At 62.8% G+C, this 26,080-nt stretch carries 27 protein-coding genes; 18 read left to right on the top strand and 9 right to left on the bottom strand.

The genetic code is table 11. From position 1 onward, the window contains the following. Position 1: 1 nt before the first annotated feature. Positions 2-682 carry a J domain-containing protein gene (locus tag R8L07_06070; GenBank protein MDW3205093.1) on the bottom strand — a complete coding sequence of 227 codons (681 nt, stop codon included), beginning with the start codon at positions 680-682 and terminating at the stop codon, positions 2-4. 299 nt (positions 683-981) lie between these two features. On the opposite strand from R8L07_06070, the gene R8L07_06065 reads away from it, so the two are divergent. Further along, on the top strand, positions 982-1,332 hold the full coding sequence (locus R8L07_06065) for a helix-turn-helix transcriptional regulator (protein ID MDW3205092.1): 351 nt from the start codon (positions 982-984) through the stop codon (positions 1,330-1,332). A gap of 60 nt (positions 1,333-1,392) precedes the next feature. Further along, positions 1,393-2,361 carry a hypothetical protein gene (locus tag R8L07_06060; protein MDW3205091.1) on the top strand — a complete coding sequence of 323 codons (969 nt, stop codon included), beginning with the start codon at positions 1,393-1,395 and terminating at the stop codon, positions 2,359-2,361. Here the strand turns inward: R8L07_06060 and R8L07_06055 are convergent. Both R8L07_06055 and cobT read right to left on the bottom strand, forming a co-directional pair. After that, positions 2,358-3,872, bottom strand: a complete 1,515-nt coding sequence (locus tag R8L07_06055) for an AAA family ATPase (GenBank protein ID MDW3205090.1) — start codon at positions 3,870-3,872, stop codon at positions 2,358-2,360. The two genes, R8L07_06060 and R8L07_06055, sit on opposite strands and share 4 nt — an antisense overlap. A 5-nt stretch (positions 3,873-3,877) precedes the next feature. Continuing rightward, positions 3,878-4,909: a nicotinate-nucleotide--dimethylbenzimidazole phosphoribosyltransferase gene (gene cobT, locus R8L07_06050; protein MDW3205089.1), complete on the bottom strand. Its 1,032-nt coding sequence runs from the start codon at positions 4,907-4,909 to the stop codon at positions 3,878-3,880. A gap of 69 nt (positions 4,910-4,978) precedes the next feature. Here cobT and R8L07_06045 point away from each other — a divergent pair, with 69 nt between their 5' ends. The 5 genes from R8L07_06045 to cobW are packed head-to-tail and all read left to right on the top strand — an operon-like array spanning position 4,979 to position 8,577. Continuing rightward, entirely contained in the window at positions 4,979-5,776 is a 798-nt protein-coding gene (locus R8L07_06045; protein MDW3205088.1) for an adenosylcobinamide-GDP ribazoletransferase, read from the top strand. Positions 5,777-5,791: 15 nt separating this feature from the next. Next, positions 5,792-6,460: a histidine phosphatase family protein gene (locus R8L07_06040; protein ID MDW3205087.1), complete on the top strand. Its 669-nt coding sequence runs from the start codon at positions 5,792-5,794 to the stop codon at positions 6,458-6,460. After that, positions 6,460-6,972 (top strand): hypothetical protein, encoded by a 513-nt coding sequence (locus R8L07_06035; protein MDW3205086.1) that lies wholly within the window; start codon positions 6,460-6,462, stop codon positions 6,970-6,972. The genes R8L07_06040 and R8L07_06035 overlap by 1 nt, the downstream gene beginning before the upstream one ends. Positions 6,973-6,985: 13 nt before the next feature. Beyond that, on the top strand, positions 6,986-7,531 hold the full coding sequence (gene cobU / locus R8L07_06030; protein ID MDW3205085.1) for a bifunctional adenosylcobinamide kinase/adenosylcobinamide-phosphate guanylyltransferase: 546 nt from the start codon (positions 6,986-6,988) through the stop codon (positions 7,529-7,531). Positions 7,532-7,539: 8 nt separating this feature from the next. Continuing rightward, entirely contained in the window at positions 7,540-8,577 is a 1,038-nt protein-coding gene (gene cobW / locus R8L07_06025; protein ID MDW3205084.1) for a cobalamin biosynthesis protein CobW, read from the top strand. On the opposite strand, the gene R8L07_06020 is transcribed toward cobW, so the two are convergent. Beyond that, on the bottom strand, positions 8,578-9,033 hold the full coding sequence (locus R8L07_06020) for a YaiI/YqxD family protein (GenBank protein ID MDW3205083.1): 456 nt from the start codon (positions 9,031-9,033) through the stop codon (positions 8,578-8,580). Positions 9,034-9,164: 131 nt separating this feature from the next. Here R8L07_06020 and R8L07_06015 point away from each other — a divergent pair, with 131 nt between their 5' ends. Then, a complete protein-coding gene (locus tag R8L07_06015) occupies positions 9,165-9,524 on the top strand; it encodes a hypothetical protein (GenBank protein ID MDW3205082.1) in 360 nt (119 codons plus the stop codon). On the opposite strand, the gene R8L07_06010 is transcribed toward R8L07_06015, so the two are convergent. Both R8L07_06010 and R8L07_06005 read right to left on the bottom strand, forming a co-directional pair. Next, complete coding sequence (locus R8L07_06010; protein MDW3205081.1) at positions 9,496-9,918, bottom strand: response regulator; 423 nt, start codon at positions 9,916-9,918, stop codon at positions 9,496-9,498. The genes R8L07_06015 and R8L07_06010 overlap by 29 nt on opposite strands. Before the next feature lie 130 nt (positions 9,919-10,048). Continuing rightward, positions 10,049-11,176 carry a hypothetical protein gene (locus tag R8L07_06005; protein ID MDW3205080.1) on the bottom strand — a complete coding sequence of 376 codons (1,128 nt, stop codon included), beginning with the start codon at positions 11,174-11,176 and terminating at the stop codon, positions 10,049-10,051. A 147-nt stretch (positions 11,177-11,323) separates the two neighbouring features. Between R8L07_06005 and R8L07_06000 the strand changes: the two genes are divergently transcribed. From R8L07_06000 to R8L07_05965, 8 genes are all read left to right on the top strand, one after another. Further along, positions 11,324-11,818 (top strand): toxin-activating lysine-acyltransferase, encoded by a 495-nt coding sequence (locus R8L07_06000; GenBank protein MDW3205079.1) that lies wholly within the window; start codon positions 11,324-11,326, stop codon positions 11,816-11,818. An 11-nt stretch (positions 11,819-11,829) separates the two neighbouring features. Further along, positions 11,830-12,759, top strand: coding sequence for a hydroxyacid dehydrogenase (locus R8L07_05995; GenBank protein ID MDW3205078.1), 930 nt, complete (start codon positions 11,830-11,832; stop codon positions 12,757-12,759). Positions 12,760-12,840: 81 nt separating this feature from the next. Beyond that, entirely contained in the window at positions 12,841-15,135 is a 2,295-nt protein-coding gene (locus R8L07_05990) for a bifunctional salicylyl-CoA 5-hydroxylase/oxidoreductase (GenBank protein MDW3205077.1), read from the top strand. Between the two features lie 4 nt (positions 15,136-15,139). Beyond that, a complete protein-coding gene (locus R8L07_05985) occupies positions 15,140-15,901 on the top strand; it encodes an SDR family NAD(P)-dependent oxidoreductase (GenBank protein MDW3205076.1) in 762 nt (253 codons plus the stop codon). Further along, complete coding sequence (locus R8L07_05980) at positions 15,901-16,386, top strand: MarR family transcriptional regulator (GenBank protein ID MDW3205075.1); 486 nt, start codon at positions 15,901-15,903, stop codon at positions 16,384-16,386. The genes R8L07_05985 and R8L07_05980 overlap by 1 nt, the downstream gene beginning before the upstream one ends. Before the next feature lie 4 nt (positions 16,387-16,390). Then, the gene (locus R8L07_05975; GenBank protein MDW3205074.1) at positions 16,391-17,203 is read left to right on the top strand and encodes an enoyl-CoA hydratase family protein; all 813 of its coding nucleotides are present in this window, start codon (positions 16,391-16,393) and stop codon (positions 17,201-17,203) included. A gap of 3 nt (positions 17,204-17,206) precedes the next feature. Then, entirely contained in the window at positions 17,207-18,367 is a 1,161-nt protein-coding gene (locus R8L07_05970) for an acyl-CoA dehydrogenase family protein (protein MDW3205073.1), read from the top strand. A gap of 14 nt (positions 18,368-18,381) precedes the next feature. Next, positions 18,382-20,010: an AMP-binding protein gene (locus tag R8L07_05965; GenBank protein ID MDW3205072.1), complete on the top strand. Its 1,629-nt coding sequence runs from the start codon at positions 18,382-18,384 to the stop codon at positions 20,008-20,010. A gap of 4 nt (positions 20,011-20,014) precedes the next feature. On the opposite strand, the gene R8L07_05960 is transcribed toward R8L07_05965, so the two are convergent. The 3 genes from R8L07_05960 to R8L07_05950 form a co-directional block, all read right to left on the bottom strand. Beyond that, positions 20,015-21,808 carry a PAS domain-containing protein gene (locus tag R8L07_05960; GenBank protein MDW3205071.1) on the bottom strand — a complete coding sequence of 598 codons (1,794 nt, stop codon included), beginning with the start codon at positions 21,806-21,808 and terminating at the stop codon, positions 20,015-20,017. Between the two features lie 139 nt (positions 21,809-21,947). Further along, positions 21,948-22,454 (bottom strand): hypothetical protein, encoded by a 507-nt coding sequence (locus R8L07_05955; protein ID MDW3205070.1) that lies wholly within the window; start codon positions 22,452-22,454, stop codon positions 21,948-21,950. Between the two features lie 23 nt (positions 22,455-22,477). Then, positions 22,478-23,218 carry a GntR family transcriptional regulator gene (locus tag R8L07_05950; GenBank protein ID MDW3205069.1) on the bottom strand — a complete coding sequence of 247 codons (741 nt, stop codon included), beginning with the start codon at positions 23,216-23,218 and terminating at the stop codon, positions 22,478-22,480. A gap of 144 nt (positions 23,219-23,362) precedes the next feature. On the opposite strand from R8L07_05950, the gene R8L07_05945 reads away from it, so the two are divergent. Continuing rightward, entirely contained in the window at positions 23,363-24,934 is a 1,572-nt protein-coding gene (locus R8L07_05945; GenBank protein ID MDW3205068.1) for a hypothetical protein, read from the top strand. A 63-nt stretch (positions 24,935-24,997) separates the two neighbouring features. Further along, positions 24,998-26,071 carry a C4-dicarboxylate TRAP transporter substrate-binding protein gene (locus tag R8L07_05940; GenBank protein ID MDW3205067.1) on the top strand — a complete coding sequence of 358 codons (1,074 nt, stop codon included), beginning with the start codon at positions 24,998-25,000 and terminating at the stop codon, positions 26,069-26,071. Positions 26,072-26,080 lie beyond the last annotated feature (9 nt).

Genomic DNA, 26,080 nt, shown 5'->3' with positions numbered 1-26,080 from the left:
ACTAATTTTTGATATATCCTCTCATGAAACTCATGGCCTGATTCAGCTGTGCCATCCGGCTGGTGTCGCCGGTGTCGCTGTCCGGATGATGCACGGTCGCAAGCTGCCGATAGCGGGATTTGATAGCGGAGGCGTCCGGGCGGGCGCCCGGCGGAAAGCCGAGGACAAACAGAGCCTCGTCGCGGGTCCGGACGGCATGTGGCAGCCGCTCACCGGCAAGAACCTGGACCGCCGCCATCAGGCGCGCCGCCTTCTCATGGGCCTGGGCCGCCTCCGCCTTTATCCTGGCGGCCTCCACCTCTCGCGTCGGATTCCTTGCCGATTCCAGTGTCAGACGCTGCTCGCCCTGGTCCAGGCTCAGCGCGAGGCCCAGTGCCTTGCGCAGCAGGATCGGGTCGTAACCTGCGGGCAGGCGGACCTGCAGCCGGGGTTTGCGTTTCCAGGGTTTTCCTTCGTCGGGGCCGGATTTCAGGGTAATCGTCTCGCGGTCTTCGCGATCCGGATCCCCGGGATCCGGTGCTGCCTCGATGGCGTCGCGCGGCAGGATCAGAATGATCGAACGGGCCAGATCGGCCGCATTGACGCCCCGCGCTTCCGCCATTGCCAGAACCCTGTCCCGAAAGGACGAGGCGCAGGGAATGGAATAGGACTGCTTGTGACCCGTGCGTGTTGACTCGTTCATATCACCAGCTTTATCCGGACGCGTGAAACCCGTTTGGACTGTTATCCGGGAGTCCCCTCCCTCTGTCCATCCTGGGTCGGACCGTGGTCGGGACACTGCGCACGCTACAACGTGCTATCGTGTTGAAAACAGCCGCTGCAATCGCCGGGGGCCTTCCTGTCGGATTCTGCGAGAATCTTGTGGAACGAGAGGTTTGGAGCGATATTCTAATAAGTGCGACTGGCGTGACCGACCTGAATTGCTGTGGGGGCGATCAGAATTCCGCGAAATGCGGAACGTTTAACGGAAAGGACTTTGTTATGCCTCATCCCATCGACACGCATGTCGGACGTCGCGTGCGGGAAGCCCGCGCCGCGAAAGGGCTGAGCCAGGAAAAGCTCGGCAATCTGCTGGGGATCAGTTTTCAGCAGGTCCAGAAATATGAGAAAGGCGCGAACCGCATCGGCTCCAGTCGGCTTTGGGCGCTCGCGAATGCGTTGGAAGTTCCCGTCAGCTTCTTCTTCGAAGGCATGGAGTATGACGCGGACGTCAATGAGAACCTGCTGCCGCGCCGGACCATCCATATGGCGAAGCAGATCGATGCAATTGAAGACGAAGGCGTTCGGAATCAGGTGTTGAACCTGATCAAGGCCTGCTCCTCGGCGGGCTGACATCTCGGATATCCGGTTGGGCGGCCGGATATTCGTACATTGTGCTTACGGGAGGGTATCGTGCTGTTGGCGCGAGGCGTTCTACGAAAGTTTTCGGATCTTCGGGACCCCGTCCGGAATGTCGGATGGTGGGTCGACGACGCCGGCGCGTTCAGGGCATACCGTGCCTCGGCAAACGATCACCCGCGCACCGGTTATGACGGGGAAGGCGATCCCTTTCCCAGGGGCGGCAATGGATCCCGACTTGCCATGCGGCGCCTCGGTATGGTGCGGGTCGAACGTATTCGTGGCGGCGTCGGTGTCGAATGGGACATCCAGAATGCGGAGCCCGGCGCCGTTCGGTCGGTCATGCGTTCGATCGACGGCATGGATCTCGGCGGTCGGGTGGAACTGAGATTCCGCTATGGAGGCTGGGCGACGGAAAGCTTCCACAATCCCCACGCGGCAGCGCGGAGGATCGCCGAGCTGGACGATTTCCGGGGCGAAACGCCACGCACTATGATCGCCTATGAGGCCCATTCCCTGAACGACCTGAAAGGGGCAAAGCCCCTGATCAAACTCGCCTATGAGCGCTGGAAGGCCAGCCGCCCGGGGAGGCTGGAACATTTCGACAGTCCCTATCGGGACATGGCGCCCTATTCGCTGATGCTCTCCGAATCCAACGCCCCGGGAAGCCTGTTCTACCGCGCGGTCGGGCGGAAGGCCCATATGGTGTCCTATCTGGGCAAGGAATGGGCTCGGGACGTGATCGGGACCTTGTCGACCCACGGCCATTCCGATGTCGAGTTCGAACAGGTCGTCTCCGAGCCGTATTTCGAGGCAATTCGGACCGGCAAGCCCCATTACGGGCATGTCCGCGCGCTGTTCGCCGTTGATGAGGCCGAGCCGGACTGGGTGTCGTACCAGCGCCTAGTTCTGCCTTACGATGCCGCGAACGGCGAAAAGGCCGTGTCGATCATGGTCGTTCCGGACCAGGATGTCAGCATTCCCTTCCTGCGCCCCGGGGCCGGAAACGGGGTCAACGACTAGCCAATTCCGAGTGCCGCAAGACAGGTATCAACCTGTCGGTCGATCGGCATTGTCGCGTCGATGCGGACCCAGTCGACCGCGCCCCAACCCGTTCGAAACTGGGCATCGACGATGGCAGCCGTCGCGTCGGACGCATCGCCCCGGCGGTCCGTCACCCGTTGACGGGCCGTTGCAAGATCAAGATCAAGCCAGAACCCGGTAAACCGGCATCCGGCCGCGGTGGCCAGCGGCGCCATTCGTGCGCGGCTCTCCGGATGGGTGAAGGTAGCATCGGCGATGGCCGCGTGCCCGGCCGCAAGCGCGGCGGCACAGCGGCGCTCCATTTCCGCATAGGTCGCCACGCTCGCCGCTGTCGAATAACCGGATTGCGGCAGCGGATCCGTCAGATCTTCCACTCCGAAGAGGTGCTTTCTGATGGCATCGCTCCGGGCCACCAGGGCGCCGGGGGACGGACCGATCCGAGCTGACAACCGCCGCGCAAGGCTGGACTTGCCGCTGCCGGACGGACCGCCGACCGCCACTAGAATTGGTGGTGACGGTTGCAGATATCGCAGTGCCCGGGCCAGGAACTCGACGGCTTCGGCGCGCTTGTCCGCTGCCGCATCTTCCTGATTCATATCGGCGGCAGCCAGTCCGACCTTGCCGCGCACCTGGGCCCGCATCGACAGATAGAGCGGCAGCAGTGCCAGGGCGTCGATCTCTCCGGGGCGAAGTTCGAGATATCGGTTCAGCACCAGACTGGCCCCGTCCCGGTGGCCGGTGCGGTCCAGATCCATCAGCAGAAACGCCAGGTCGTACAGCGTGTCGATCTGGGCGAAGGCGTTGTTGAATTCAATGCAGTCGAAGGGCACGGCATGCCCCTGCCAGCGGCAGACATTGGCCAGATGAAGATCGCCGTGACAGTGCCGAACCGCGCCGGACGCCGCCCGCCGGTCGATCAGGCGGGCTCCCCGTTCCAGGATCGACCGGGCGAACCGCCCCAGCTCTTCGCACAGGCTAGTGTCCACGTGCCCGTCACTGTCCAGAAAGGCCAGATTACCCTCCTGAATGTTGGCCATTGCCGTGGATCCACCGCACCCTGAAAGGGGCGGCTCTGCCTCGTGAAAGGCGGCCACGGTCTCCGCCAGTTCCGTCAGTTCCTCCTGGCTGGGCGGGATGTCGGCCAGCGTGTTTTCGAAGCGCTTCATCGCGACAATTGTCTCGACCGTGCGATCCGGGTGGTCATCCAATGCGCCGAAAGTCAGCCCTTTCGCGGTCTCGACCACGGGCAGGGTGCCCAGATAAAGGTCCGGGGCCGTTCGTCGGTTCAGCGCGACTTCCCTCAGGCAGGCGTGTCGTCGCTTCTGCGGCGTGCCGAAATCCATGAAGGAATAGGTGACGTCCCGCTTCAGCTTGTAAACACGGTCCGGCAGCAGGAAGACCAGGGCGCCATGCGTTTCGATCCGTTCCGGCATGCGGCCGTCATGGGTTGCCGGGTCGGATAGGAAGGCGATGACATCGGCATGGGGCACGTCGGTCAGGATCCCTTGTCGCTAACCCCGGCCTCGTCAAAGGTCGCCATGCCGCCATGACAGGCGACGGCGGATTTCACCACGGAGAGGGCAAGGGCTGCGCCCGACGCTTCACCCAGTCGCATGCCGAGATCCAGAATCGGCTTCTTGCCAATCGCCTCGCACAATCTGGCATGCGCGGGTTCGGCAGACAGGTGGCCGACGACGCAATGGTCCAGTGCCTGCGGATCGGCCCGGTACAGAGCCGCCGCTGCGGCTGTACAGGCATATCCGTCCAGAATGACCGGAATCCGCCCCATGCGGGCGGCGAGGATGGCCCCGGCAATGGCGGCAAGTTCATGACCGCCGAGACGGCGCAACGCGTCGAAGGCATCGCGCATGTCGGTCAGATGGCGGGTTACCGCCTTGTCGACCGCGTCGATCTTGCGGGCCATGGCGTCGCCTTCGACCCCGGTTCCAGGTCCGGTCCAATCCGCGGCCTTGCCGCCGAACAGGGCATGGGACAGGGCAGCGGCGGCGGTGGAGTTGCCGATCCCCATCTCGCCGAGACACAGGATGTCTAGCCCTTCGTCGACGGCCATCATGCCGTAGGCCATGGCGGTGGCGCATTCTTCCTCGGTCATGGCGGGCTGCTCGGTGAAGTCGGCCGTCGGATGGTCCAGCGCCATTTCATAAACCCGCAACTCCGCATCATGGGCCGCACAGAGCTGGTTTACAGCCGCGCCGCCAGCCTGGAAATTTGCCACCATCTGGGCGGTAACTTCCACGGGGTAAGCGGACACGCCCTTGGCAGCCACACCATGATTGCCGGCAAAGACACAGACGCGGGGCCGTTCGACGGCGGGCGGTGTGCGGCCCTGCCAGGCGGCGACCCATTCGGCCAGTTCCTCCAGCCGGCCGAGCGCCCCCGGCGGTTTGGTCAGGCTGCTTTCCCGCGCCCGGGCGGCATCGCGCGCGGCCGTGTCGGGGCCGGGAAGGGCGGTCAGCAGCGACCGGATTTCGTCGAGATCGGCCTTCGGGGCAGCTTCTTCACTCATCGTCAATTCCTCCAGACTGCGGCTCTCGACGCTTGCGCCGATTTGCCCTTGGGCTTAAGCGTTGCCACGATGAGCGGCAAGAGACAAATCGACGGTTGGACTGGGATCGGCGCCCGTTTTGACGAACTGGCGGTCGCGGTAGGCTTCATGAGCCGCCTTCCCGTTCCGTTCCGGGATGTGCCGATTGCCCGGGCGGCCTGGGCCTTTCCCGCCGCCGGCGCGCTGATCGGCCTGATATCCGGCGCCGCCCTCCTGGTATCCGACGCGGCCGGACTTCCCGCCCTGGCCGTTGCCGTGATCGCACTGGCGGTTGGTGCCCTTGTGACCGGCGCGCTGCATGAAGATGGGCTGGCGGACTGCGCTGACGGGTTCTGGGGCGGCACCACGCCCGAACGTCGCCTTGAGATCATGCGCGACAGCCGAAGTGGTGCATTCGGGGTCTTGGCGCTGGTGCTGGTCTCGGCCCTCAAGGCAGCCCTGCTTGCGGATTTTGTCGCTGGCTACGGGGCCGTGTCCGGGCTGATGGCCCTGATTGCGGTCCACGCCCTGGCCCGGACGTGGCTTCCGGCGGTCATGCATCTGACGCCGGCGGCCGGTAGAACCGGGCTGGCCGTCATGGCCGGCCGGCCGGAACGGGGTGTGGCGCTGGCGGCCATTGTCCTGGGCATGATGTTCGCATTTGCGGCAACATGGGCCGGGCCGATAGTGACCTTTCTGGGCGTGGCATGTGCCACTGCCGGGGCGGTTGCGGCGGTGACGCTGCTGGCACGGCGCAAGTTGAATGGAATCAATGGCGATTCCCTGGGTGGCATGGAACAAATGGCGGAAGTGGCGGCGCTGGCCGCCCTGGTGATGATTGGATTCTGAGGGGGTGTTATGGGCGTGACGGTGACGCATTGGTGGTGGGTAAGGCATGCGCCGGTCACCGTGAACGATGGGCGGATTTATGGCCGGGCGGACCTTCCCTGCGACACGGATGACCCGGACCTGTATGCCGGCCTGGCAGCGCTTCTGCCGCGTGACGCCGTGCTGGTGACAAGCAACCTGATGCGGACGCATCAGACGGCCCAGGCCATCGCCGAAGCAGGTCTGCCCATGGCCGAGCGTCGCGAATACGAAGACCTGGCAGAGCAGAGTTTCGGCGACTGGCAGGGCCAGCACTACGCCGATGTCGAAAAAACCGATCCGCGGATCGTCCATGATTACTGGCTCTGCCCGGCGCATTACAGGCCGCCGGCCGGCGAAAGCTTCGTCGATCTGATCGCCCGTGTCGCGCCGGTCGTCGAGGCCGTATCCGATGAGCATCCCGGGCGCCATGTGATCGCCGTGGCCCATGGCGGCGTTATTCGCGCGGCATTGGCGATCGCGCTGGGCATCGATCCGGAACGTGCGCTGTCCTTCACCATCGACAATTGTTCGGTCACCCGGATCGACCGGATCGAAACCGGCGCGGACGACCCGACGCCGGGCAGCGGGCGGCTCGGCTGGCGAACGGTTCTGGTAAACCGGTTGCCCGGCACGCGTCCGCCGGGCGGAAAGGCAATACGCTGATGGAATTCCAGGGCAGCCAGGATGCCTTCATCCTGATCATTCTTTTCGGTGTGATCGCCTATCTCTTCCTGCGCGGGCGCCGCCGGAAACGCGCAGAGGACTACAAGGTCGCCTATATCGGGCACAGTGCGGCGGCGACCGCGGCCGACCCGGAATTCCGCGCGACCTTTGGCGACATGCTGCCGGACGATGCGACGGATGCGTGCCTGCTGCGGATCTCGTTGATGAATCGTTCCGACGTGCCGGTCACGCCGGAGGAATTCCTGCGCCCCGTCAGCATAATCCTGCCGGAAGACAGCCGCGTGCTGCAGGCCCGTGCGGCCCAGAGCAATTCGGCGGTCACCCCGGAAAGCGTGTCGGTCACGACGAGCCTGAACCGGGTCGAGATCGCACCTTTCGCCCTGCCGAACCGCAGTTCGATGATTTTCAACATCGTGATCGACGGTGCGGCCGACCCTTATGCGGTTGATGGGGCGCTTCAGAAGCAGGACCGGCTGGAGCCCCTGAAGTGAAAGGGGCGGAGCAATGACCCTGCGTGTTTCGGCCCCGGGCCCGGTCTATCTCGTGCTGGGCGGCGCCCGGTCGGGCAAGACGCGGCATGCGCTTGAGATCGCCGAGGGCTTGCACGGTGATCTGAAGCTGGCGCCGGTCTATGTCGCGACCGCACAGGCCTTCGACGGTGAGATGACCGACCGGATCGAACGGCATCAGGCGGAACGCGGCCCGCATTGGCGCACCGTCGAGGCCCCGATGGAACTGGCTGCCGCCATCCGCGACGCGTCCGATACCGACACGGTGCTTCTGGTCGACTGTCTGACCCTGTGGATCAGCAATCTGATGCTTGCGGATCGCGATCCGGAAGCGGAAGCGGAGGGATTGATTGCCGCGTTGAATGCCGCGCCGGGGCCGGTCATTGTCGTTTCCAATGAGGTCGGTCTCGGGATTGTGCCGGAAAATGCGCTCGCCCGCCGGTTCCGGGATGTGCAGGGCCGCCTGAATCAGTTAATCGCGTCGGTTGCGGACGGGGTCGAGTTCATCGCCGCCGGGCTGCCGCTACGTCTCAAAGGATAGGATAGAACATGGCCGCGAGAATCCCCGCCACCGTCGTTACCGGGTTCCTGGGTGCCGGCAAGACCAGCCTGATCCGCCACATGATCGAGAACAACAAGGGCAAGCGGCTTGCCTTTCTGATCAACGAGTTCGGCGATCTGGGCATTGACCGCGAACTGCTGCTGGGCTGCGGAATCGAGGGATGCGGCGAAGAGGATGTGGTTGAACTGGCCAATGGCTGCATCTGCTGCACTGTGGCCGATGACTTTTTGCCGGCGATCGAAGCAATTCTCGACCGTCCGGAACCGCCGGACCATATCCTGATCGAGACCTCCGGACTGGCCCTGCCGAAGCCGCTGGTGAAGGCCTTCGCATGGCCGGAAGTCAAGGCGCGGGTCACGGTCGACGGTGTCGTCACCGTGGTCGACAGCAAGGCCGTCGCCGAGGGCCGCTTTGCCGATGACGAATCCGCCGTCCAGGCGCAGCGCGAAGCGGACGAATCCCTCGACCACGACAACCCGCTGGAGGAGGTCTTCGAGGATCAGCTGCTCTGCGCCGATATGGTGGTGCTGAACAAGTTGGACCTGTTGGACGACAGTTCCGCGGATCGGATCGAGGCGGATCTTTCCGCCCATCTTCGGCCGGGTGTACGCTTCGTTCGGGCGCGTGAGGCGGCGGTCGATCCGGCGGTCCTGCTGGGCCTGGATGCCGGAGCTGAAGACGATCTGGACAGTCGACCCAGCCATCATGACAGCCATGACGGCGAAGACGATCACGACCATGACGACTTCGACAGCTTCACGCTGTCCCTGGCCGGTATCGAAGATGCCGACGCGCTGGAGCAGCGGATTCTGAGCGCAATCGCCGAGAACGATATCCTGCGGGTCAAGGGCTTCCTGGATCGCCCGGGGGTCGCGCGCCGCGAGGTGGTTCAGGCCGTCGGTCCGCGGCTGCGGCGCTATTTCGACCGGGCCTGGAAGGACGGCGAGGCCCGCCGTTCGGAACTGGTGGTCATCGGCCGCAAGGGGTTCGACCGCGCGGCGGTCGAACGCGCAATCCGGGGCTGATCAGCCCATCTGGCGCTTCGCCTTCTGAACCGCCACTTCCAGCGCGTTCAGAAAGGCGGAGCGGTCGGCCTTGGAAAACGGGCGCGGGCCGCCCGTGACCTGACCGCTGTCGCGCAATCCCTGCATCAGTTCGCGGGTCGCCAATGCCATGCCGATCCCATTCTCCGTGAAGGGGTCGCCGTTCGGCTTCAGGGCCTGGGCGCCGGCCTCAAGGCAACGTGCCGCCAGGGGAATGTCGTTGGTGATGCAGATATCCCCGGCACCGATATGCTCCGCAATCCAGTTGTCGGCCGCATCATCGCCGCGTGGCACGACGACGGTCTGCACCATGGGATCTGGGCTGGGGCGGATGCCGCCGTCGCTGACCATGATGGTCTTCAGTCGGTGCCGCTCGGCGACCTTAAGGGTTTCCGCCTTGACCGGGCAGGCATCGGCGTCGACGTATAGACAGGTCACGGGTGAAGAATCCTCCTGCTCCGGGGAAATCTCTGCAGGGATCGTCTACCCAGCACCGGATTCGATTTTCTGATATGCTCCGCGAATGGGCCAAGATTCAAAGGGAAATCGCAACGCCCGGGAGAAAAGACATGACCGGTGCGGATACGACGGGATCTGGTGACATTGACTGGGAGGTGTTCAAGGGTCTCGTGGACACCCTTCCCAAGGCGACATTCGACCTCTTGCTTCGCAATGTCGAGTTGGCCAGCGACAAGATCCTGTCCGAACTGGAGAATCCGGCGGTGGATGGTGCGCGCGCCTGCGCCCTGGCCCATGAGCTGCGGGGAATGCTGATCAATTTTGCCTTGGCCGGTGCCGCGTCCACGGTTCAGGAGATCGAGAGGTCCGGCGGCGACCTGGCGCGGCGTCAGGAACTCCTCCCCCGTCTGGCGGCCGAGATTTCCGACGGGATTACGACGATCACCGGCGCGGCGCACAACGCGCAATGACTGGCGCGTAGTCTGTAGCGATCCCCACCACTTCCAGAACATCCGCGATTTTGGCCGCGGTGATCGGTTTGTCAATGCCGCGTACGGCCCCCATGCTGGTGGCCATGGCGGCGTAACTCATCTGCGTGGATCCGGCGCGTTCCTGGCTCATGGCGACAAACGGCACGCGGCATTCCTGCTGCGCCGCCCAGCGCAGCACTTCGAACCCGTCTCGGTTCGGCATCAGGATATCCAACAGGACGAGGTCGAAATCCCTTTCTTCGAGCAGTGCTATCGCCTGCTCGCCGTCCCGCGCCTCAACGGAATCCACGTCCCTATCGAGAAGAAACTCCCGGATCAGGATTCTGGTCGGCGCATTGTCATCGACTACGAGTACGACCGGTCGGTCAGCCATTTCGGCCTCCACTGCGTCGTGCCCCTCGTTCCGACGGTTCTCCGTCATGACAATAATGTGTGTTATTGGATCGGAATTCAACTGAAGTTATGTATCTGGATACCCAACCGTTTGACGCTTCCGATGTTGGCTATTCCAGTTTCGCGGCGGCCAGCGTCGATATGAAACGGTAGAATCCTTCGAGGGCTTCGGCGTTCCGGTTCGGGCGGCGGCCGTTGTTGGTCAGGCTTTTCCAGGCATTGCTGGCATGCCCGAAGGACCCGATCGACAATCCCAGCGTTTCAAACAGCTTCGGCGCGGCCAGAAGAAATTTCTGAAAGGGCTCGGGATTGCCCTCGCCCAGCAACGCGTCATAGGCATTCGCATGCTTCTTCAGGATCTCGGTCGCATGGGTGTAATAGCCGCGCATCACGGTCTGGCTGGTCCGGCGCAGCGACTTCAGTCGGTAGGCGCGTCGATTTTCGATGGAGCTCATGTCCCTGGGCAAGGATTGTGGACTGCGAAGCCAGATCAGGAACTCCGCATAGTCGGTCGCAAAGTTGCGGAACAGGTATTCGTAATAGGCGATGCCTTTCCAGGCGAACAGGATCCTGTCTGTCTTGTCCGCCGGCACACCAAGGCTCTTGAAAAGCCTTCCGGTGCGTTGGTTCGCTTCGCAGCGCCAGATCGCCTCCTCCAGCGCGTTGACCGTTGCCCTGGTACGCTTTTCCTCAACTCCCTCGCCCATCGCCAGATTGACCAGGGCCGCGGCGCGGGCATTCACGATGGCACGGACATCGTCGGCGGTTCCCGCGTCGATGTCGAAACTGGAGGTGTCGACGGCTCGGTCCCTTTCGATATCCCGCCGCTGTGCGAGCAGCAGGAACGGGTCGAATGTCGGTGTCTTGCAGAAGACCTCCAGCACGTTTCTGTCATGAAGGCTGAGCCCGATCTGAATCTTGCCACCGTACCACTTTTCCAAGGCGTCCTCGAGTTCGTCAGGCTCTGCGGTGACGGAGGCGCCTCCCTCCAGGGCGTTGTGTTCGTTGAACACGAACATGACCCGGGTTCCGACGGAAAATTCGTCATTGTCGTCTGAATAGGCTTCCTTGAAGAACACCGCATTCGACAGATAGGGCGAATCAAACAGCGTCATTACGTCCGACTGCGGCAGTGGCGCGTCCGGAACGCGGGGGCGCACGGCATTGTCCAGGTTCCCCGGGTCATAACAGAGAAACCTTCCGGAACGCAGCATGTAGGTCAGCGTTTCCCGATCCATGGTGCGAGTGTTTCGCAGCTTTCCGCCCTCGTCCAGCCCAACCGGTTGTTAACCATAATTCTTTTCGCCGGCCGCAGTTGCGCCTGACTGGTTTTCTTGCCACCTTAACGCTGGAAAACGCACAAGCCACCGGGCGGGGAACCAGACATGGCGAAATCGAAGACCGACGAATCCACCGATTCCAACACCCAGGCGGGTGAGGGGCAGCAGGCGGAGGCCAAGAAGCCCGCGCCGACGGTCGCATCGGTTCTGGGAGAGATCGCGTGGCTGTTCGCCATGACGCCGTCTCATCGCTTCTTCTTCATGAGCGACCTGGAGTGGCTGGTCATGCCGCCGGTCATCAAGCAGCAGTTCCGAATCTACCGTGATGAGAACGGTCGGCCGGTCGGTCTCGTCCTCTGGGCCAAAATGAGCGAGGAGGCTGAGGAACGGTTGATGCAGGGCTCCTCCCGCATCCGGCCGCAGGACTGGGATTCGGGCGATCGGCACTGGATCGTGGATGTGGTGGATCTGACCGGCGGTCAGCGGGCCCAGGCGATGATCGATGACATGAAGAACAATGTCTTCAAGGACACCGCCTTCAAGTTCCATCGCACGGACGCCTCCGGCAACAGAACCGTCGTCGATTCCACCGCGTCCTGATCGGGGCGGCAATGCGCGTCGTCATCAGCGAATTCATGGATGACGCCGCGGTGGCGGATCTGCGCGCGGATTTCGATGTCCTGTATGACCCCGGACTGGTCGACAGGCCCGACGATCTGTGTGCGGCGCTGGCCGGGGCCGACGGCTGGATCGTCCGCAACCGAACGCAGGTTCGGGGATCCCTTCTGGCGGCGGCGGACCGGGTCAAGGTCGTCGGGCGTCTGGGCGTCGGTCTCGACAATATCGATCTGGAGGCCTGCGCAGCGCGAGGGATCGCGGTGTGTCCGGCTACCGGCGCCAACGATCTGGCGGTCGCGGAATATGCGGTCACGGCCGCCATGATGCTGTTGCGCGGGGCCTATGGCGCCGGCGCGGAAATGATTGCCGGCGACTGGCCCCGCACCCGCCTGATGGGTCGGGAAAGCGCGGGGAAGCGTTTCGGGCTGGTCGGGTTTGGCGCCATTGCACGCGAGACCGCCCGTCTGGCCCGCGGGCTGGGCTTCGCCATCGCGGCCCATGACCCCTATGTGGAGGACGGGTCCCCGGCCTGGACCGGCGTGGAAAACTGTAAGCTGTCCGATCTGGCGCGGACATCGGACGTTATCAGCCTGCATGTGCCCCTCACCGAGGGAACCCGTCATATGGTCGATGCGGAATTTCTCTCATCGATGAAATCGGACGCCGTGCTGATCAATGCCGCACGGGGCGGAATCGTGGACGAGACCGCGCTGGTGGACGCGCTTCGCGACGGGCGGATCGGCGGCGCGGCGCTGGATGTCTTCGAGACCGAGCCGCTGACCGCGGAGGCGGCGGCGAAATTCGCAGGGCTCGGGAATCTGATGCTGACGCCCCACATTGCCGGTGTCACCGCTGAATCCAATGTCCGGGTCAGTGCCATGACGGCGCAGGCCGTGCGTACCGTGCTGTCAAAATTACTTTAAGCTTAAAAAGTTTTGACTTGAAATAATAACAGGCCTGCGCCACCCTTCCTGTGTCCGAAATCGGCTGAAGGAGCGTGAACGATGCGTGTCGCATGTCTTGGGGGTGGCCCCGCGGGGCTCTACTTCGCGATTTCCATGAAGCGGCGCGACCCGTCGCACGATGTGACGGTGATCGAGCGCAATCGGCCCTACGATACCTTTGGCTGGGGCGTGGTGCTGTCGGACGAAACGCTGGATAACCTCGCGCAGAACGATGCGGAAAGCGCGGCGGAGATTCGCAAGAACTTCTCCTATTGGGACGATGTCGCGGTTCACTATCGCGGTCAGATGATTTCCTCCGGTGGACACGGATTCTGCGGTATTGGGCGCAGGAAACTGCTCAACGTCCTGCAGGACCGCGCACGCGCCCTCGGCATCAATCTGGTGTTCGAAACTGAGATCGAGGACATCGACGCCTATCGTCGGGATTTCGATCTGGTCGTTGCCTGCGATGGCGTGAATTCCCGGGCCCGCAAGGCGCATGAGAGCGTCTTCAAACCAGACATCGACACAAGGGCGTGCAAATACATCTGGCTTGGCACGCATCAGACCTTCGGCGATGCCTTCACCTTCATCTTCGAAGAAACCGAGCATGGCTGGATCTGGGTCCACGCCTATCAGTTCGACGAGAACACGGCGACCTTCATTGTCGAGTGTTCGGAGCAGACCTGGCAGAATTTCGGCTTCGGTGAGATGACGACCGAAGAGACCATCGCCGTCTGCGAGCGGGTCTTCGCCAAGTATCTCGACGGCCACAGCCTGATGAGCAATGCCAAGCATCTGCGCGGCTCCGCCTGGCTGAACTTCAATCGGGTCCTCTGTGAAACGTGGTCCCATGAGAACATGGTTCTCATGGGCGATGCGGCTGCCACGGCGCATTTCTCCATCGGGTCCGGCACCAAGCTGGCCCTGGAAAGCGCCATCGCGCTGGCGGATTACGTGCATTCAGAGCCGGATCTGGCGGCGGCCTTCCGTCGCTATGAGGACGAAAGGCGGCTGGAGGTCCTGCGTCTGCAATCCGCAGCGCGCAATTCGACGGAATGGTTCGAGGAGGTGGAGCGTTACCTGCATCTCGACCCGGTCCAGTTCACCTATTCCCTGCTGACCCGGTCGCAGCGGATCAGCCATGAAAATCTCCGCGCACGGGATGCAGAGTGGCTGGAATCGGCAGAGCGCTGGTTCGAAAGCGACGCGGTGGGGCAGGCGCCGGCCATAACGCGGCCCCCGATGTTCGTTCCCTTCCGACTGCGCGGGATGGAATTGAAGAACCGGGTCGTCGTCTCACCCATGGCCCAGTACAAGGCAGAGAACGGCGTGCCGACGGATTGGCACTTCACGCATTACACCAGTCGGGCCCTCGGTGGCGCGGGACTGGTCTACACCGAAATGACCTGTGTTTCGCCGGAAGGCCGGATCACGCCCGGCTGTCCCGGTCTCTACGCCGACGATCAGGAGGCGGCGTGGAAGCGGATTGTCGATTTCGTCCATCGCGAAACCGATGCGAAGATGGCGCTACAGATCGGCCATTCCGGACCGAAAGGCTCAACGCAGGTCGGCTGGGAGGAAATGGACGCGCCGCTGAAGGAAGGTAACTGGGAGATCATGGCTCCATCGCCGATCGCCTGGTCGGAGCGGAATCAGGTGCCGAAGGAAATGACGCGTGCGGATATGGAGGCCGTGCGGGATCAGTTCGTTTCGGCGGCCGAACGCGGAGCCCGCGCCGGTTTCGACATGCTGGAACTGCATTACGCGCATGGCTATCTGATGTCGGCCTTCATCACGCCGCTGACCAACCGCAGGGATGATGAATACGGCGGCAGCCTCGAAAACCGCATGCGGTTCCCGTTGGAAGTGTTTCATGCCGTGCGGGCCGCATGGCCGGAGGACAAGCCGGTATCCGTCCGAATTTCCGCGAATGACTGGGTCGAGGAAGACGGGGTCGGTCCGGATGACGCGGTTGAAATCGCGCGCATGCTGCGGGATGCCGGCGTGGACATCATTGACGTATCCGCGGGCCAGACCTCGAAACGCGCACAGCCGGTCTATGGCCGCATGTTCCAGACCCCGTTCTCGGATCGCATTCGGAACGAGGCCGGGATCGCGACCATGGCGGTCGGAAACATCTACGAGGCGGATCACGTCAACTCGATCCTGATGGCAGGGCGTGCCGACCTGTGCTGCCTTGCCCGACCACATCTGGCCGATCCGTACTGGACGTTGCACGCCGCCGCGGATCTGGGCGTGGAACCGGTTTCCTGGCCGGCACCCTATTATGCAGGTCGCGACCAGTTGAACCGGCTGGCGGCGCGCCAGGACGTCATGACAGGGAAGGTGTAAAAGGATGACCGACCTTTCCGGGCAGCATGCTCTCGTAACCGGTGGCGGTACCGGTGTCGGCGCCGCGATTGTCCGGGCACTGGCGGATGCCGGCGCCGCGGTAACGTTGACCGGCCGCCGTACCGGCCCGATCGAGGACTTGGCCGCGTCTCTGCCAAAGGCCCAGGCGATTGCCTGTGACGTTACCGATGAGGTATCGGTCGAGGCCCTGTTTGCAAAGGCGTCTGAGACTTTCGGCGCCCCGGGGATCGTCGTTGCAAATGCCGGGGCGGCCGAAAGTGCGCCGATCGGTCGGACGGACATGGCGGCATGGGACAGAATGATTTCGGTCAACCTGACCGGGTCCTTCCTGACCGCGCGGGCGGCGCTGGGTCCGATGCGAAAGGCGAAGTCCGGCCGGATGATCTTTATCGCCAGCACAGCCGGGCTGAAAGGATATGCCTATGTCGCACCTTATACTGCGGCGAAGCACGGTACGATCGGGTTGATGCGCTCCCTGGCGCTGGAAACGGCGCGGGAAGGGATTACCGTCAACGCCGTGTGTCCCGGCTTCACCGAAACGCCGCTGCTGGCCGACAGCATCCGGAATATCATGGAGAAGACCGGCCGTGACGAGGCGGCGGCACGGGCCGAACTGACCAAGGTGAACCCGCAGAACCGCTTCATTCAGCCGTCGGAAGTCGCCGCCACGGTGCTGTGGCTTTGCGCCCCGGACGCCGTCGGGATCACCGGACAGGCCATCGCGGTTGCCGGGGGGGAAGTGTGATGCGGGAAGCAGCCGGTGCCAAGCAACGCCTGAAACTGTGGCTGAGCATGCTGCGCACCACACGGAATGTGGAATACGTTCTGCGCGATCGCCTGAAATCCGAATTCAATACGACATTGCCGCGGTTCGACGTCATGGCCGCCCTTTACCGCAGTGAAGAGGGCATGAGCATGACGCGGCTTTCGGAACAGCTGGTCGTGTCCAACGGCAACGTCACCGGCATTGTCGATCGGCTGGAGCAGGAAGGCCGGGTCCGACGGGTCACCAACGAGCGGGACCGGCGCGCGACGCTGGTCGCGCTGACCGATCTGGGGCGGACTGAATTCACCAAGATGGCCGAGGCGCACCAGGGCTGGATCGACGAGATGCTGACCCCCCTGGCGGCAGAGGATACCGGCCGGATGACCGACATGTTTCAGGTTCTGCGCGACGGCTTGCAGTCGTCGGGCATGGACCGTCAGCGGAAAACCAGGACCAAGGATTGATCAAATGGCTTCGATGAAAGATCTGAAACCGGCCCATTTCCTCTGGGAAATGCGTGGGGACACGGCGGTGATCCGCCTGAACCGTCCGGAGCGCAAGAATCCGCTGACCTTTGAATCCTATGCGGAACTGCGGGATACGTTCCGGGATCTGGTTTATGCCGACGATGTGAAAGCGGTCGTCTTTGCGTCGAACGGCGGCAATTTCTGCTCCGGTGGGGATGTGCACGACATCATCGGTCCGCTTCTGCAACGGGACATGAAGGGCCTGCTGGAATTCACCCGAATGACAGGCGACCTGGTCAAGGCGATGAAGGCCTGTCCGCAGCCGATCATCGCCGCGGTCGACGGTATCTGTGTCGGGGCCGGGGCGATGGTCGCGCTCTATGCCGATCTGCGCTACGGGACGGCGGAATCGAAGACCGCCTATCTGTTCACCAAGGTCGGCCTTGCCGGATGCGACATGGGCGCTTGTGCCATGTTGCCCCGGATGATCGGTCAGGGGCGCGCCGCGGAACTGCTGTACACGGGGCGTCCGATGTCCGGGCAGGAAGGGTTCGACTGGGGGTACTTCAACCGACTGCTGCCGGCCGACGACCTGGAAGCGGAAGCGGTGGCATTGGCCGGGAAACTGGCGGACGGCCCGACCTTCGGCCACATGATGACCAAGACCATGCTGAATCAGGAATGGTCGATGACCTTGGATCAGGCCATTGAGGCCGAAGCGCAGGCCCAGGCGATCTGCATGCAGACCCAGGATTTCCAGCGTGCCTATGATGCCTTCGTTGCTAAGCAGAAGCCGGACTTCAAGGGGGACTGAACCATGGCCGATACGTCCTTCCTGACCTGGCCGTTCTTCGAAGACCGGCATCGCGCGCTGGCCGCCGATCTGGACCGGTGGGCCGCAGCGTCGCTGAAGGATGTCGACCATGGCGATGTGGATGCGGCGTGCCGGGACCTCGTGGCCCGTATGGGGCGCGATGGCTGGCTGACGCATAGCGCCCCGGACCCGTCCGATTCTGCGGCCGGCATCGATGTCCGCAGCCTTTGTCTGATCCGTGAGACGCTGGCCCGCCACGACGGGCTGGCTGATTTCGCCTTTGCCATGCAGGGGTTGGGCGCGGGGGCGATCTCGCTGTTCGGCAGCGACGCGCAGCGTCAGGAATGGCTGACCCGGACCCGCGCCGGTCAGGCGCTTGCAGCCTTCGCCCTGACCGAGCCGCGTTCCGGCTCCGACGTCGCAGACATCGAATGCGCGGCCGAGGAGACGGCGGACGGCTATATCCTCAATGGCGAGAAGACCTGGATATCGAACGGTGGAATTGCGGATTTCTACGTCGTCTTCGCGCGCACCGGCGAGGGGCCCGGGGCGAAGGGGCTGAGTGCTTTCATCGTGCCTGCCGATGCGCCGGGTTTTACCATTGCGGAACGAATCGAAGTCATAGCGCCGCATCCCTTGGCACGGCTGAAATTCGAGAATTGCCGTATTCCGAGGGATGCCCTGGTCGGGGAGCGGGGGAAAGGGTTCCGGATCGCGATGAGCGTGCTGGATGTCTTCCGGTCGACGGTTGGTGCCGCGGCGCTCGGCTTTGCCCGTCGTGCGCTGGATGAGGCGCTGTCCCGCGCCTCCAGCCGGGAGCTGTTCGGCGCACCGATGGCCGAACTGCAGATGGTGCAGGGGCATCTGGCCGATATGGCACTGGATATCGACGCGGCGGCGCTGCTGATCTACCGCGCAGCCTGGACCAAGGATGGCGGCGCGGCCCGGGTCAGCCGTGAAGCCTCCATGGCGAAGCTCTATGCAACGGAGGCTGCACAGCGTGTCATCGATGCCGCCGTGCAGATTCATGGAGGGGACGGCGTGCGGTCAGGTACGGCGGTGGAAAGCCTGTACCGCGAGATCCGCGCATTACGCATCTATGAGGGCGCAAGCGACGTGCAAAAAGTCGTCATCGCCCGTCACGCATTGGCCGAACAGGGCTGAGGAGAACTGGGAACATGCTGGGACCGACCGCACATATCGACACCTTCGCACGGGACAATCTGCCCCCGGCCGATCAGTGGCCGGATCTGATCCTGGACCGACCGGAATACCAGTATCCGGACTACATCAACTGTGCGGTCGAACTGACCGACCGGATGGTGGAGAAGGGTTTCGGGGACAATGTGGCGCTGATCGGAAACGGCCGGCAGCGAACCTACAAGGAACTGTCGGACTGGACCAACCGTCTGGCCCATGCCCTGGTGGAGGAATACGGTGTCCGTCCTGGCGACCGGGTTCTGATCCGGTCCGGTAACAATCCGGCCATGGTGGCGGTCTGGCTGGCGGTCACGAAGGCGGGCGGTATTGCCGTCAACACGATGCCGATGCTGCGTGCCGCCGAACTTGCGAAGATCGCCAACAAGGCCGAAGTCTCGCTGGCACTGACCGACAGCCGCATGGCCGACGAACTCGTCGCCTGCGCCAAGACCAACCAGTTCCTGCAGAAGGTCGTCAGCTTTGACGGAACGGCCAACCATGACAGCGAATTGGACCGGATCGCCCTGAACAAATCGGTGAAATTCGATGCCGTGAAGACCGGGCGGGACGATGTCGCGTTGCTCGGCTTTACCTCCGGCACAACCGGCCAGCCCAAGGCAACGATGCATTTTCACCGCGACATCCTGGCCATCGCCGACGGTTATGCGGCATCGGTCCTGAAGGTGACGCCCGACGATGTCTTTGTCGGTTCGCCGCCGCTGGCCTTCACCTTCGGCCTGGGGGGGCTGGCGGTCTTCCCGCTGCGTTTCGGCGCGACGGCGACGCTGCTGGAAAACGCGACACCGCCGAACCTGATCGAGATCATCGAGACCTACAAGGCGACGGTCTGCTTCACGGCGCCGACCGCCTATCGCGCCATGATGCGGGCGATGGACGACGGCGCGGATCTGTCCAGCCTGCGGGTCGCTGTGTCCGCCGGTGAAACGCTGCCCGCGCCGACCTACGAGGCCTGGGTGGCGAAAACGGGCGTCCCCATTCTCGACGGGATCGGTGCCACGGAGATGTTGCACATCTTCGTCAGCAACACGCTGGAGGATGCCAAGCCCGGATCGACTGGACGGCCGGTCCCGGGATACGAGGCCAAGGTCGTTGACGACGACATGAACGAAGTTCCGCGCGGCACCGTCGGCAAACTGGCCGTGCGCGGACCGACCGGCTGTCGCTATCTGGCCGACGACCGGCAGCTGAACTACGTCCGCGACGGCTGGAACCTGACCGGCGATGCCTTTATCCAGGATGAAGACGGGACCTTCCATTTTGCCGCCCGCGCTGACGACATGATCGTGTCGTCCGGCTACAACATTGCCGGCCCGGAGGTCGAGGAAGCCCTCTTGAGCCACGCCGCCGTGGCGGAATGCGGTGTGATCGGCGTCCCGGATGAAGAGCGCGGGCAGATTGTGAAGGCCTTTGTCGTCCTGAGCGAGGGGGTCGACGGTGATGCGGTGCTGATCAAGACGCTGCAGGATCATGTGAAGGCGACGATTGCGCCGTACAAGTATCCGCGCCAGATCGAATTCATCGATGCCCTGCCGAAGACGCAGACAGGCAAGGTTCAGCGCTTCCGCTTGCGCGAAAGCGAGGGCTGACGGATCAGCGGCTGCGGGACGGTTCGAACAGCGCCATGCAAACCGTCCCGACGCCAACCTTGCTCTGAATGCTGAACACGGCGTCATGGGCGTCGCACAGCGCCTTGACGATGGCGAGGCCCAGTCCGGACCCCTCATATTCCAATCTCAGTGGATTGGCGCCTGTGGAAAACGGCTGAACCACATCGTGTAATCGGTCTTCCGCAATGCCGATCCCGGTATCCCGCACGGACAGGGCGACATGACCCTTGGCATCCGTCGCTAAAGTCACGTCGATGCGGCCATCCGGGGCCGTGAATTTCAGGGCGTTTCCGACCAGGTTCATCACAATTCGCTGCAGCGCGGTTTCATCCCCGAAAAGGCGAATTTCCGGGGCGACCTCGTCGGTGTGAACCGTCGCGACGCCTTCCGAACGGGCGGCGAGGGACATTGTGACGGCCTGGCAGACCAGATCCGATAGATTGAGTGTCTTCTCATTCAGGTCCATCTCGTCGGATTCGATCTTGGATATGTCCAGAATGTCAGACACCAGTCCCAACAGGTGACGGCCCGAGGATACGATGTCCTCGGCATATCCCTGATAGCGTTCGTCGCCCAGCGGACCGAACAGTTCCGCGCGCAGCATCTCACCGAATCCGATAACGGCGTTCAGAGGGGTGCGCAGTTCGTGGCTGACCTTTGCAAGAAAATAGGATTTAGCCTTGTTGGCCCGTTCGGCTTCGGTCTTTGCTGCGGCCAGAGCCTGCGATTCGCGGATTCGGTCGGTGATGTCGATCTCAACACCGCCAAGTCCCAGGAACTTGGCGCCGTCGGCGTAGACGGGAAACTTGTATGTCCGCACGATCCGGCTGCCAACGGTATGCTCGCGGATGACCGGCTCGCCGGTTTCGATCACGGTCCTGTCGTGTTCCGTAAAGGCGCGCCCAGCGGCGTTGGGAAAAATCTTGTCCGACGTTCGTCCGATGACCTGTTCCGGTTTGAGACCGCGTTCGACATAGAACGCATCGTTCACGACCTGAAACCTCAGGCTGGAATCCTTGAAGAAGATCGGCACCGGGGCATGTTCCATCAACTCATTGATCTGCGCCCGTTGGGTCTGCAGCGCCTTCGACAGGCGTTCCACCTCCGACAGGTCGCGCCCGGTGCCGCGATAGCCACGGAAGGTGCCGTCTTCGCCATACCAGGGGGCGCCATTGACGGACAGAACGCGGATGCCTCCGTCCCGACCGCGGACGGCGAAGCGGAAGTCGCGATAGGATTCCTGTCGGTGCATGGTCGCCAGATTGGCAGCCAGCGCCTCCTCCTGGCCCGGGACCGTGTTCGCTGTCTCACCGCGTCGACGTCCCAGGAAAGTGTCCGTCGGAATATCGGTCAGTTCGGTGAACCGGTTGGAAACAAAGGTGAACTGGAAGTTCTGATCCATTTCCCAGAACCAATCCGACGCGATGTCCGTCAGATCGCGGAACCGGGCAACGCTCCGCTGCAGTTCCTTCTCAGCGGCCCGATCTTCCGTAACGTCCTTCAGTGTCAGGACGGTGCCTCCTTCAGAGGTCGCTTCACGGCTCGTCTCGATCGTGCGTCCGGACTCCGTTTGGTACTCGCCCTGACTGTTGGCGCGCAGATGACAACCGCAGATCTCTGAGATATCGGCACCTTCCGCAAGTGCCGGTCCTGTCAGGGACAAAAGTTCATGGGCTGCCCTGTTCGCAAATATCAGCCGGTCGTTGGAATCGAAGATGACGATTCCGACGGGCAGTTCCTGCAAGGCGCCGCTCAATTGCGCAACTGTTGGCGCCATGCTCGGCGCGCATTCGCGGCCGGAGGGAGGATCCCGACTGGACAGTGTTACAACTCCCCGGAGTGGGTGACCGGGTCAAGAATTGCACAATGCCGTTAACCGTTCGTAAACCTATTGGGATTTCCCGCGCAATTGGGTGTCAGGCGACTTCAATGCGCGTGCGCTGAATGCGGTCGGTATTCGTGCCCTCAATGCGCAGCAGGCGCGTCGCGCCATATCGGATCGGCGCATGGACCGCGCCGGTCGGGTAGATATGGGCATCACCAGGCTTCAGTGTGTAAGTCCGGGTCTTTTCCACCAGGGCCGGACGATCGCCGGCGGCGGGCCGTATGACCTGCCAGTCGGTCATCTCCGTCTCGCCCTCGCCCTGGCCGTAGATTGCCCAGGTCGAACCGTGGTCATGGGGACTGCCGGGTTTGGCATCGGCATAGATGTGGACGCAGATGCAGAACCCCAGATCCGGGTCCTCATGGATTACGTCTCGCTCCGGCGGTGGCTCCCGGTTGAGCAGGTTCGCGGCCATGAAATCGGGATCGGCGAGCGCCTTTCGAACGAAATCACGAACCTGCGTCAGCGCCTCGGGGGACTCCCCTGATTTCAGCGCCTCGCGGCAATCATCGGCGAGGTCGTGCAGCGTGTATGCCATGGTCGTTCCCTATCCCTGTTGTCTCATTCGTTGCCCGCGCGCCGTACCAGGGCCACGCCGGGCAGGGCGGGCCAGACCGCGGTCTGCTGCAGGGCGTCGAAGTTCACCCGCTTGTTGCGTCCGCTGCGATAGGCGTGTTCCCGGATCAGGGCGGAGGCACGCTGACCCTGTCGATTGAGAATTGCGTCGAGAATCTGTTCGTGATCGTCATGCGCGGCACGCAACTGCGCGATTCCCTGATCGGGCACGGTCCTGTTGAAGACGATGGCCCGTGGCCCCGCCAATGGTACTCGGCAGATATGATCCAGCGCCGGGGCCAGTGCCTTGTTGGCGGACCCTTCGACAATCCCGTTGTGGAAAGCACAATTGAGGTCGATCCAGCGCGACCGGTTGGAAAGCTCCTTGAAACCCTCCTGGGCCAGGGCGTGGGCTTCATCCAGGATTGCACGCAATCTTTCCGCGAGCTCCTTCGGGATGCCGCGTTCGGCCGCCTGCCGTGCCGCAAGCGCCTCCAACTCGCCGCGCACCTCAATGGCGTCGGCGACTTCGTCCAGGGTGAAGGTGCGTACGCGGAAGCCGCGATTCGGTTCACGCAGCAACAATCCGTCCTGTTCCAGCGCCGCCATCGCCAGTCGGGTCAGGGTACGCGAAACGCCCAGTTTCTCAGCGACCGCAACCTCGCGAACCGCCGCGCCGGGCTCGTAGGCCCCCTCCAGCACGAGCTCGCGCAGGTTCTGGGTGATCTGGTCAAGTTGCGTTGCCATTAAACCCTCCGTTGTGCATGCAATTTATCAATTCCAGCCGAAAAGAAAACGGTTTTGAGGTTGATCGGGATCATTTTGCATGCAATTAGTGGCGATCAGCAAAGTGAGACGCTGGTTTGTGACGAGGAAACGAGGACCGATACAATGCCGGACAGCATCGCCGACGAAAAGCAGGCGCCGACCATACCGCAATTCGACAGGCCGCCCCTGAAGGAATCGCGCCCGCCGCGTTGTCCGCCCTTTGTCGAGGTTACTTCGTCCGATCAGTTGCTGCCCTACTTGGAGCATGTCGCCAGGCGCCCCTACAATCACGGCCTCAACGCCTGCTGGGACCTGAAGGAAGGCGAGCGGGTCATGCTGCGTGTCGACAACTGGCACAGCGACCTGACCATCGAGGCCTGCAAGAAGATCCTCGAAAAGTACAAGGTGAAATACGAGATCAAGTATATCGACCGTGGTCCGGTGCCCCAGTGGGTCGGCGCCGACGAGGTCGACTATTACCTGTTCCGCACCAAGGAATTGGCGGAATGGATGGACATGTGGGAGGAAGAGGAGAAGAAGCAGAAATACGACAAGATCCTGATGGGCTATGGCGGTCCGGTGCTGGCCGAACGCTTCATCAAGATTCAGCGTATGCCCTTCATCACCCCGGAAATTCTGGCCTCTCCGGCGCATGCCATGCCGATTGAGGTGGTCAATGCGATGGACCGCTGGACCTGGGACCGGATCCGCAGCGCCAAGCGGGCACGGATCACCGATCCGGAAGGGACCGATATCTCCTTCACCAACCATGCCGAATACTGGGATGCGAACCGGGAATTCTACAATCCGGAGCTGACCGCCGCGACCTGGACCGGCAACGAGCATTTCGGCAAGACCTACCTGCCCGGCCATATCACCGGTCGCCCATGGATGTTCCATCCGTTCAAGGAGGACGGCTGCGGCGTCATTGCCGGGACGACCAACCATATCGCGCCCTGCGACTGGACGCAGCTGATCGTCGAGAACTCCAAGATCACGCAGATCAACGAAGGCGGCGAGTTCGGGCGCAAGCTGCGTGAGGTGATGGAAAAGACGAAGGACGTCCAGTATCCGACCTTCCCGGACAAGGGGTTGATGTACTGGTGGGAGGCGTCGATCGGGACGAACCCGCATGTTCACCGTCCGCGTAAGGATTTTCCGTCCGGTTTCGTGAACTGCCTGTACGAACGGGTGCGCTCCGGCGTCATTCACATGGGCTTCGGGACGATCATTTCCTCAATGGCGGAACGTCAGGCTGCGCGTGCGGGGAATCTGGTCGGCCACTGGCATCTGCATCTCTATTTCCCGACCTACATGACGGAACGGGAAGGCGACAACGAACCGATCATCGAAAACGGCCGCCTGCTGGCGCTCGACGATCCCGAAATCCGCAAGATGTGCGCCAAGTACGGCGATCCGGAAATGTGGCTCGACGAAAGCTGGAACCCGGCCGTGCCCGGGATCAACATGGCCGGCGATTACTGGGACCACTACGCCAAGGACCCGTTGCACTGGGTCAAGACGGAACTGGAAGTCTGCCGCAACTATCACCCGCTTTTCATGAAAATGGTCGAGGCCGACGGCAAGTACTGCCACGGGGCCGGGGCCGATTGGTGGAAGGGCGGATGCTGCGAACACAGTGGCGTTTCGGCGCCGGTTCTGCCGGGCAATTGCTGCGGCGGCAGTCACGGATGAGTGCCGGGGCCTCCGCGCCCCCAAGATCAAGAAAGACTACAATTACCATCAATGGGAGGAAGAATGATGTCTCGTATCAGTCGACTTGCGACCGTTACCTTTTCCGTCGCGGCTCTGTTTGCCGGTTCCACGCTGGCCGAGGCGCAGACCCGCGAGCTGCGCTATGCCGATTTCGGTCCGGATCGGGGAACCCGTGCCGAAGCGATCAAGTGGATGGATGCCGAACTGCGGGAACGTACCGGCGGCGAGCTGGGTCTCGACGTGACCTGGGGCGGCACGCTGCTGGGGGCCAAGAACGCCATCGACGGTGTCGGCAGCGGCGTTGCGGATCTGGCGTCGGTCGTGCCGGTCTATGAGCCGGGCAAGTTGACCGCGTGGCGGGTGTCCGACGTGCGTCAGATCAGCGACGAGTATGTCGGCATGATGGCGACCTATGAGCTGATGACCCAGAACGAAGAGGCTGCTGCCAATTTCGCCGATCAGGGCGTTCGCTATGTTGCCAACTTCACGACCGGTCCGACGCAGCTCCTGAGCCGCGAGCCGATCACGACCCTGGCAGAACTTCAGGGCAAGAAACTGCGGGCCACCGGAAACTTCGGCAAGGCCTTCGAAGCCAACGGCGCCGCCGCGGTCTCCATGAGCCAGCCCGACGTCTATCAGGCACTGTCCACCGGCACGATCGACGCCACGGCCAGCTACGCCTACGTCATCAATTCCTACAAGCAGTATGAAGTCGCGTCGCACCTGACGACGATCGACATGGGCCAGAATCTTGGCTGGGGCATTGTCATGAATGCCCGCACCTGGTCGAGCCTGACCCCGGAACAGCAGGAAGTCGTGACCGAGCTCGGACGCGACGCGACACTGTACCTGGCGCAGAAAATGTATGAATCTCGTACTGAGATTCTCGAGAAGCTGCGCGAGGGCGTCGATGGCAACACGATCACCGAACACGAAGGGGCCGAGGACATGAGAAAGGCCCTGATCGAATCCGCCGAGCTGGCCGGCATGAGCTGGCTGGAAGGCGCCCGGGACCAGGGGCTTGACGCGGACGGGCTGCTCGCCGCCTTCGACGAGGCCGTGATCAAGTACCGGAACGATCTGGAGGCGCAGGGCTATCCCTGGGCCAAGCAGTAACTCCCGTGA

This window comes from Alphaproteobacteria bacterium (assembly GCA_033344895.1).
Lineage (GTDB): Bacteria > Pseudomonadota > Alphaproteobacteria > UBA8366 > Aestuariispiraceae > Pacificispira.
This window is presented reverse-complemented; position numbering and strand designations above follow the sequence as displayed.

What these genes read in the sequence shown, in the direction of transcription:
- R8L07_06015 (MDW3205082.1), top strand. Translation starts at nt 9,165, where the DNA reads ATGACCGGTGCGGATACGACGGGATCTGGTGACATTGACTGGGAGGTG.
- R8L07_05955 (MDW3205070.1), bottom strand. Translation starts at nt 22,454, where the DNA reads ATGGCATACACGCTGCACGACCTCGCCGATGATTGCCGCGAGGCGCTG.
- R8L07_06035 (MDW3205086.1), top strand. Translation starts at nt 6,460, where the DNA reads ATGGAATTCCAGGGCAGCCAGGATGCCTTCATCCTGATCATTCTTTTC.
- cobU (MDW3205085.1), top strand. Translation starts at nt 6,986, where the DNA reads ATGACCCTGCGTGTTTCGGCCCCGGGCCCGGTCTATCTCGTGCTGGGC.
- R8L07_05990 (MDW3205077.1), top strand. Translation starts at nt 12,841, where the DNA reads ATGCGTGTCGCATGTCTTGGGGGTGGCCCCGCGGGGCTCTACTTCGCG.
- R8L07_06045 (MDW3205088.1), top strand. Translation starts at nt 4,979, where the DNA reads ATGAGCGGCAAGAGACAAATCGACGGTTGGACTGGGATCGGCGCCCGT.
- cobT (MDW3205089.1), bottom strand. Translation starts at nt 4,909, where the DNA reads ATGAGTGAAGAAGCTGCCCCGAAGGCCGATCTCGACGAAATCCGGTCG.
- R8L07_06065 (MDW3205092.1), top strand. Translation starts at nt 982, where the DNA reads ATGCCTCATCCCATCGACACGCATGTCGGACGTCGCGTGCGGGAAGCC.
- R8L07_05970 (MDW3205073.1), top strand. Translation starts at nt 17,207, where the DNA reads ATGGCCGATACGTCCTTCCTGACCTGGCCGTTCTTCGAAGACCGGCAT.
- R8L07_05965 (MDW3205072.1), top strand. Translation starts at nt 18,382, where the DNA reads ATGCTGGGACCGACCGCACATATCGACACCTTCGCACGGGACAATCTG.
- R8L07_05985 (MDW3205076.1), top strand. Translation starts at nt 15,140, where the DNA reads ATGACCGACCTTTCCGGGCAGCATGCTCTCGTAACCGGTGGCGGTACC.
- R8L07_06070 (MDW3205093.1), bottom strand. Translation starts at nt 682, where the DNA reads ATGAACGAGTCAACACGCACGGGTCACAAGCAGTCCTATTCCATTCCC.
- R8L07_06010 (MDW3205081.1), bottom strand. Translation starts at nt 9,918, where the DNA reads ATGGCTGACCGACCGGTCGTACTCGTAGTCGATGACAATGCGCCGACC.
- cobW (MDW3205084.1), top strand. Translation starts at nt 7,540, where the DNA reads ATGGCCGCGAGAATCCCCGCCACCGTCGTTACCGGGTTCCTGGGTGCC.
- R8L07_05995 (MDW3205078.1), top strand. Translation starts at nt 11,830, where the DNA reads ATGCGCGTCGTCATCAGCGAATTCATGGATGACGCCGCGGTGGCGGAT.
- R8L07_06005 (MDW3205080.1), bottom strand. Translation starts at nt 11,176, where the DNA reads ATGGATCGGGAAACGCTGACCTACATGCTGCGTTCCGGAAGGTTTCTC.
- R8L07_05975 (MDW3205074.1), top strand. Translation starts at nt 16,391, where the DNA reads ATGGCTTCGATGAAAGATCTGAAACCGGCCCATTTCCTCTGGGAAATG.
- R8L07_05950 (MDW3205069.1), bottom strand. Translation starts at nt 23,218, where the DNA reads ATGGCAACGCAACTTGACCAGATCACCCAGAACCTGCGCGAGCTCGTG.
- R8L07_05960 (MDW3205071.1), bottom strand. Translation starts at nt 21,808, where the DNA reads ATGGCGCCAACAGTTGCGCAATTGAGCGGCGCCTTGCAGGAACTGCCC.
- R8L07_05940 (MDW3205067.1), top strand. Translation starts at nt 24,998, where the DNA reads ATGATGTCTCGTATCAGTCGACTTGCGACCGTTACCTTTTCCGTCGCG.
- R8L07_05945 (MDW3205068.1), top strand. Translation starts at nt 23,363, where the DNA reads ATGCCGGACAGCATCGCCGACGAAAAGCAGGCGCCGACCATACCGCAA.
- R8L07_06000 (MDW3205079.1), top strand. Translation starts at nt 11,324, where the DNA reads ATGGCGAAATCGAAGACCGACGAATCCACCGATTCCAACACCCAGGCG.
- R8L07_05980 (MDW3205075.1), top strand. Translation starts at nt 15,901, where the DNA reads ATGCGGGAAGCAGCCGGTGCCAAGCAACGCCTGAAACTGTGGCTGAGC.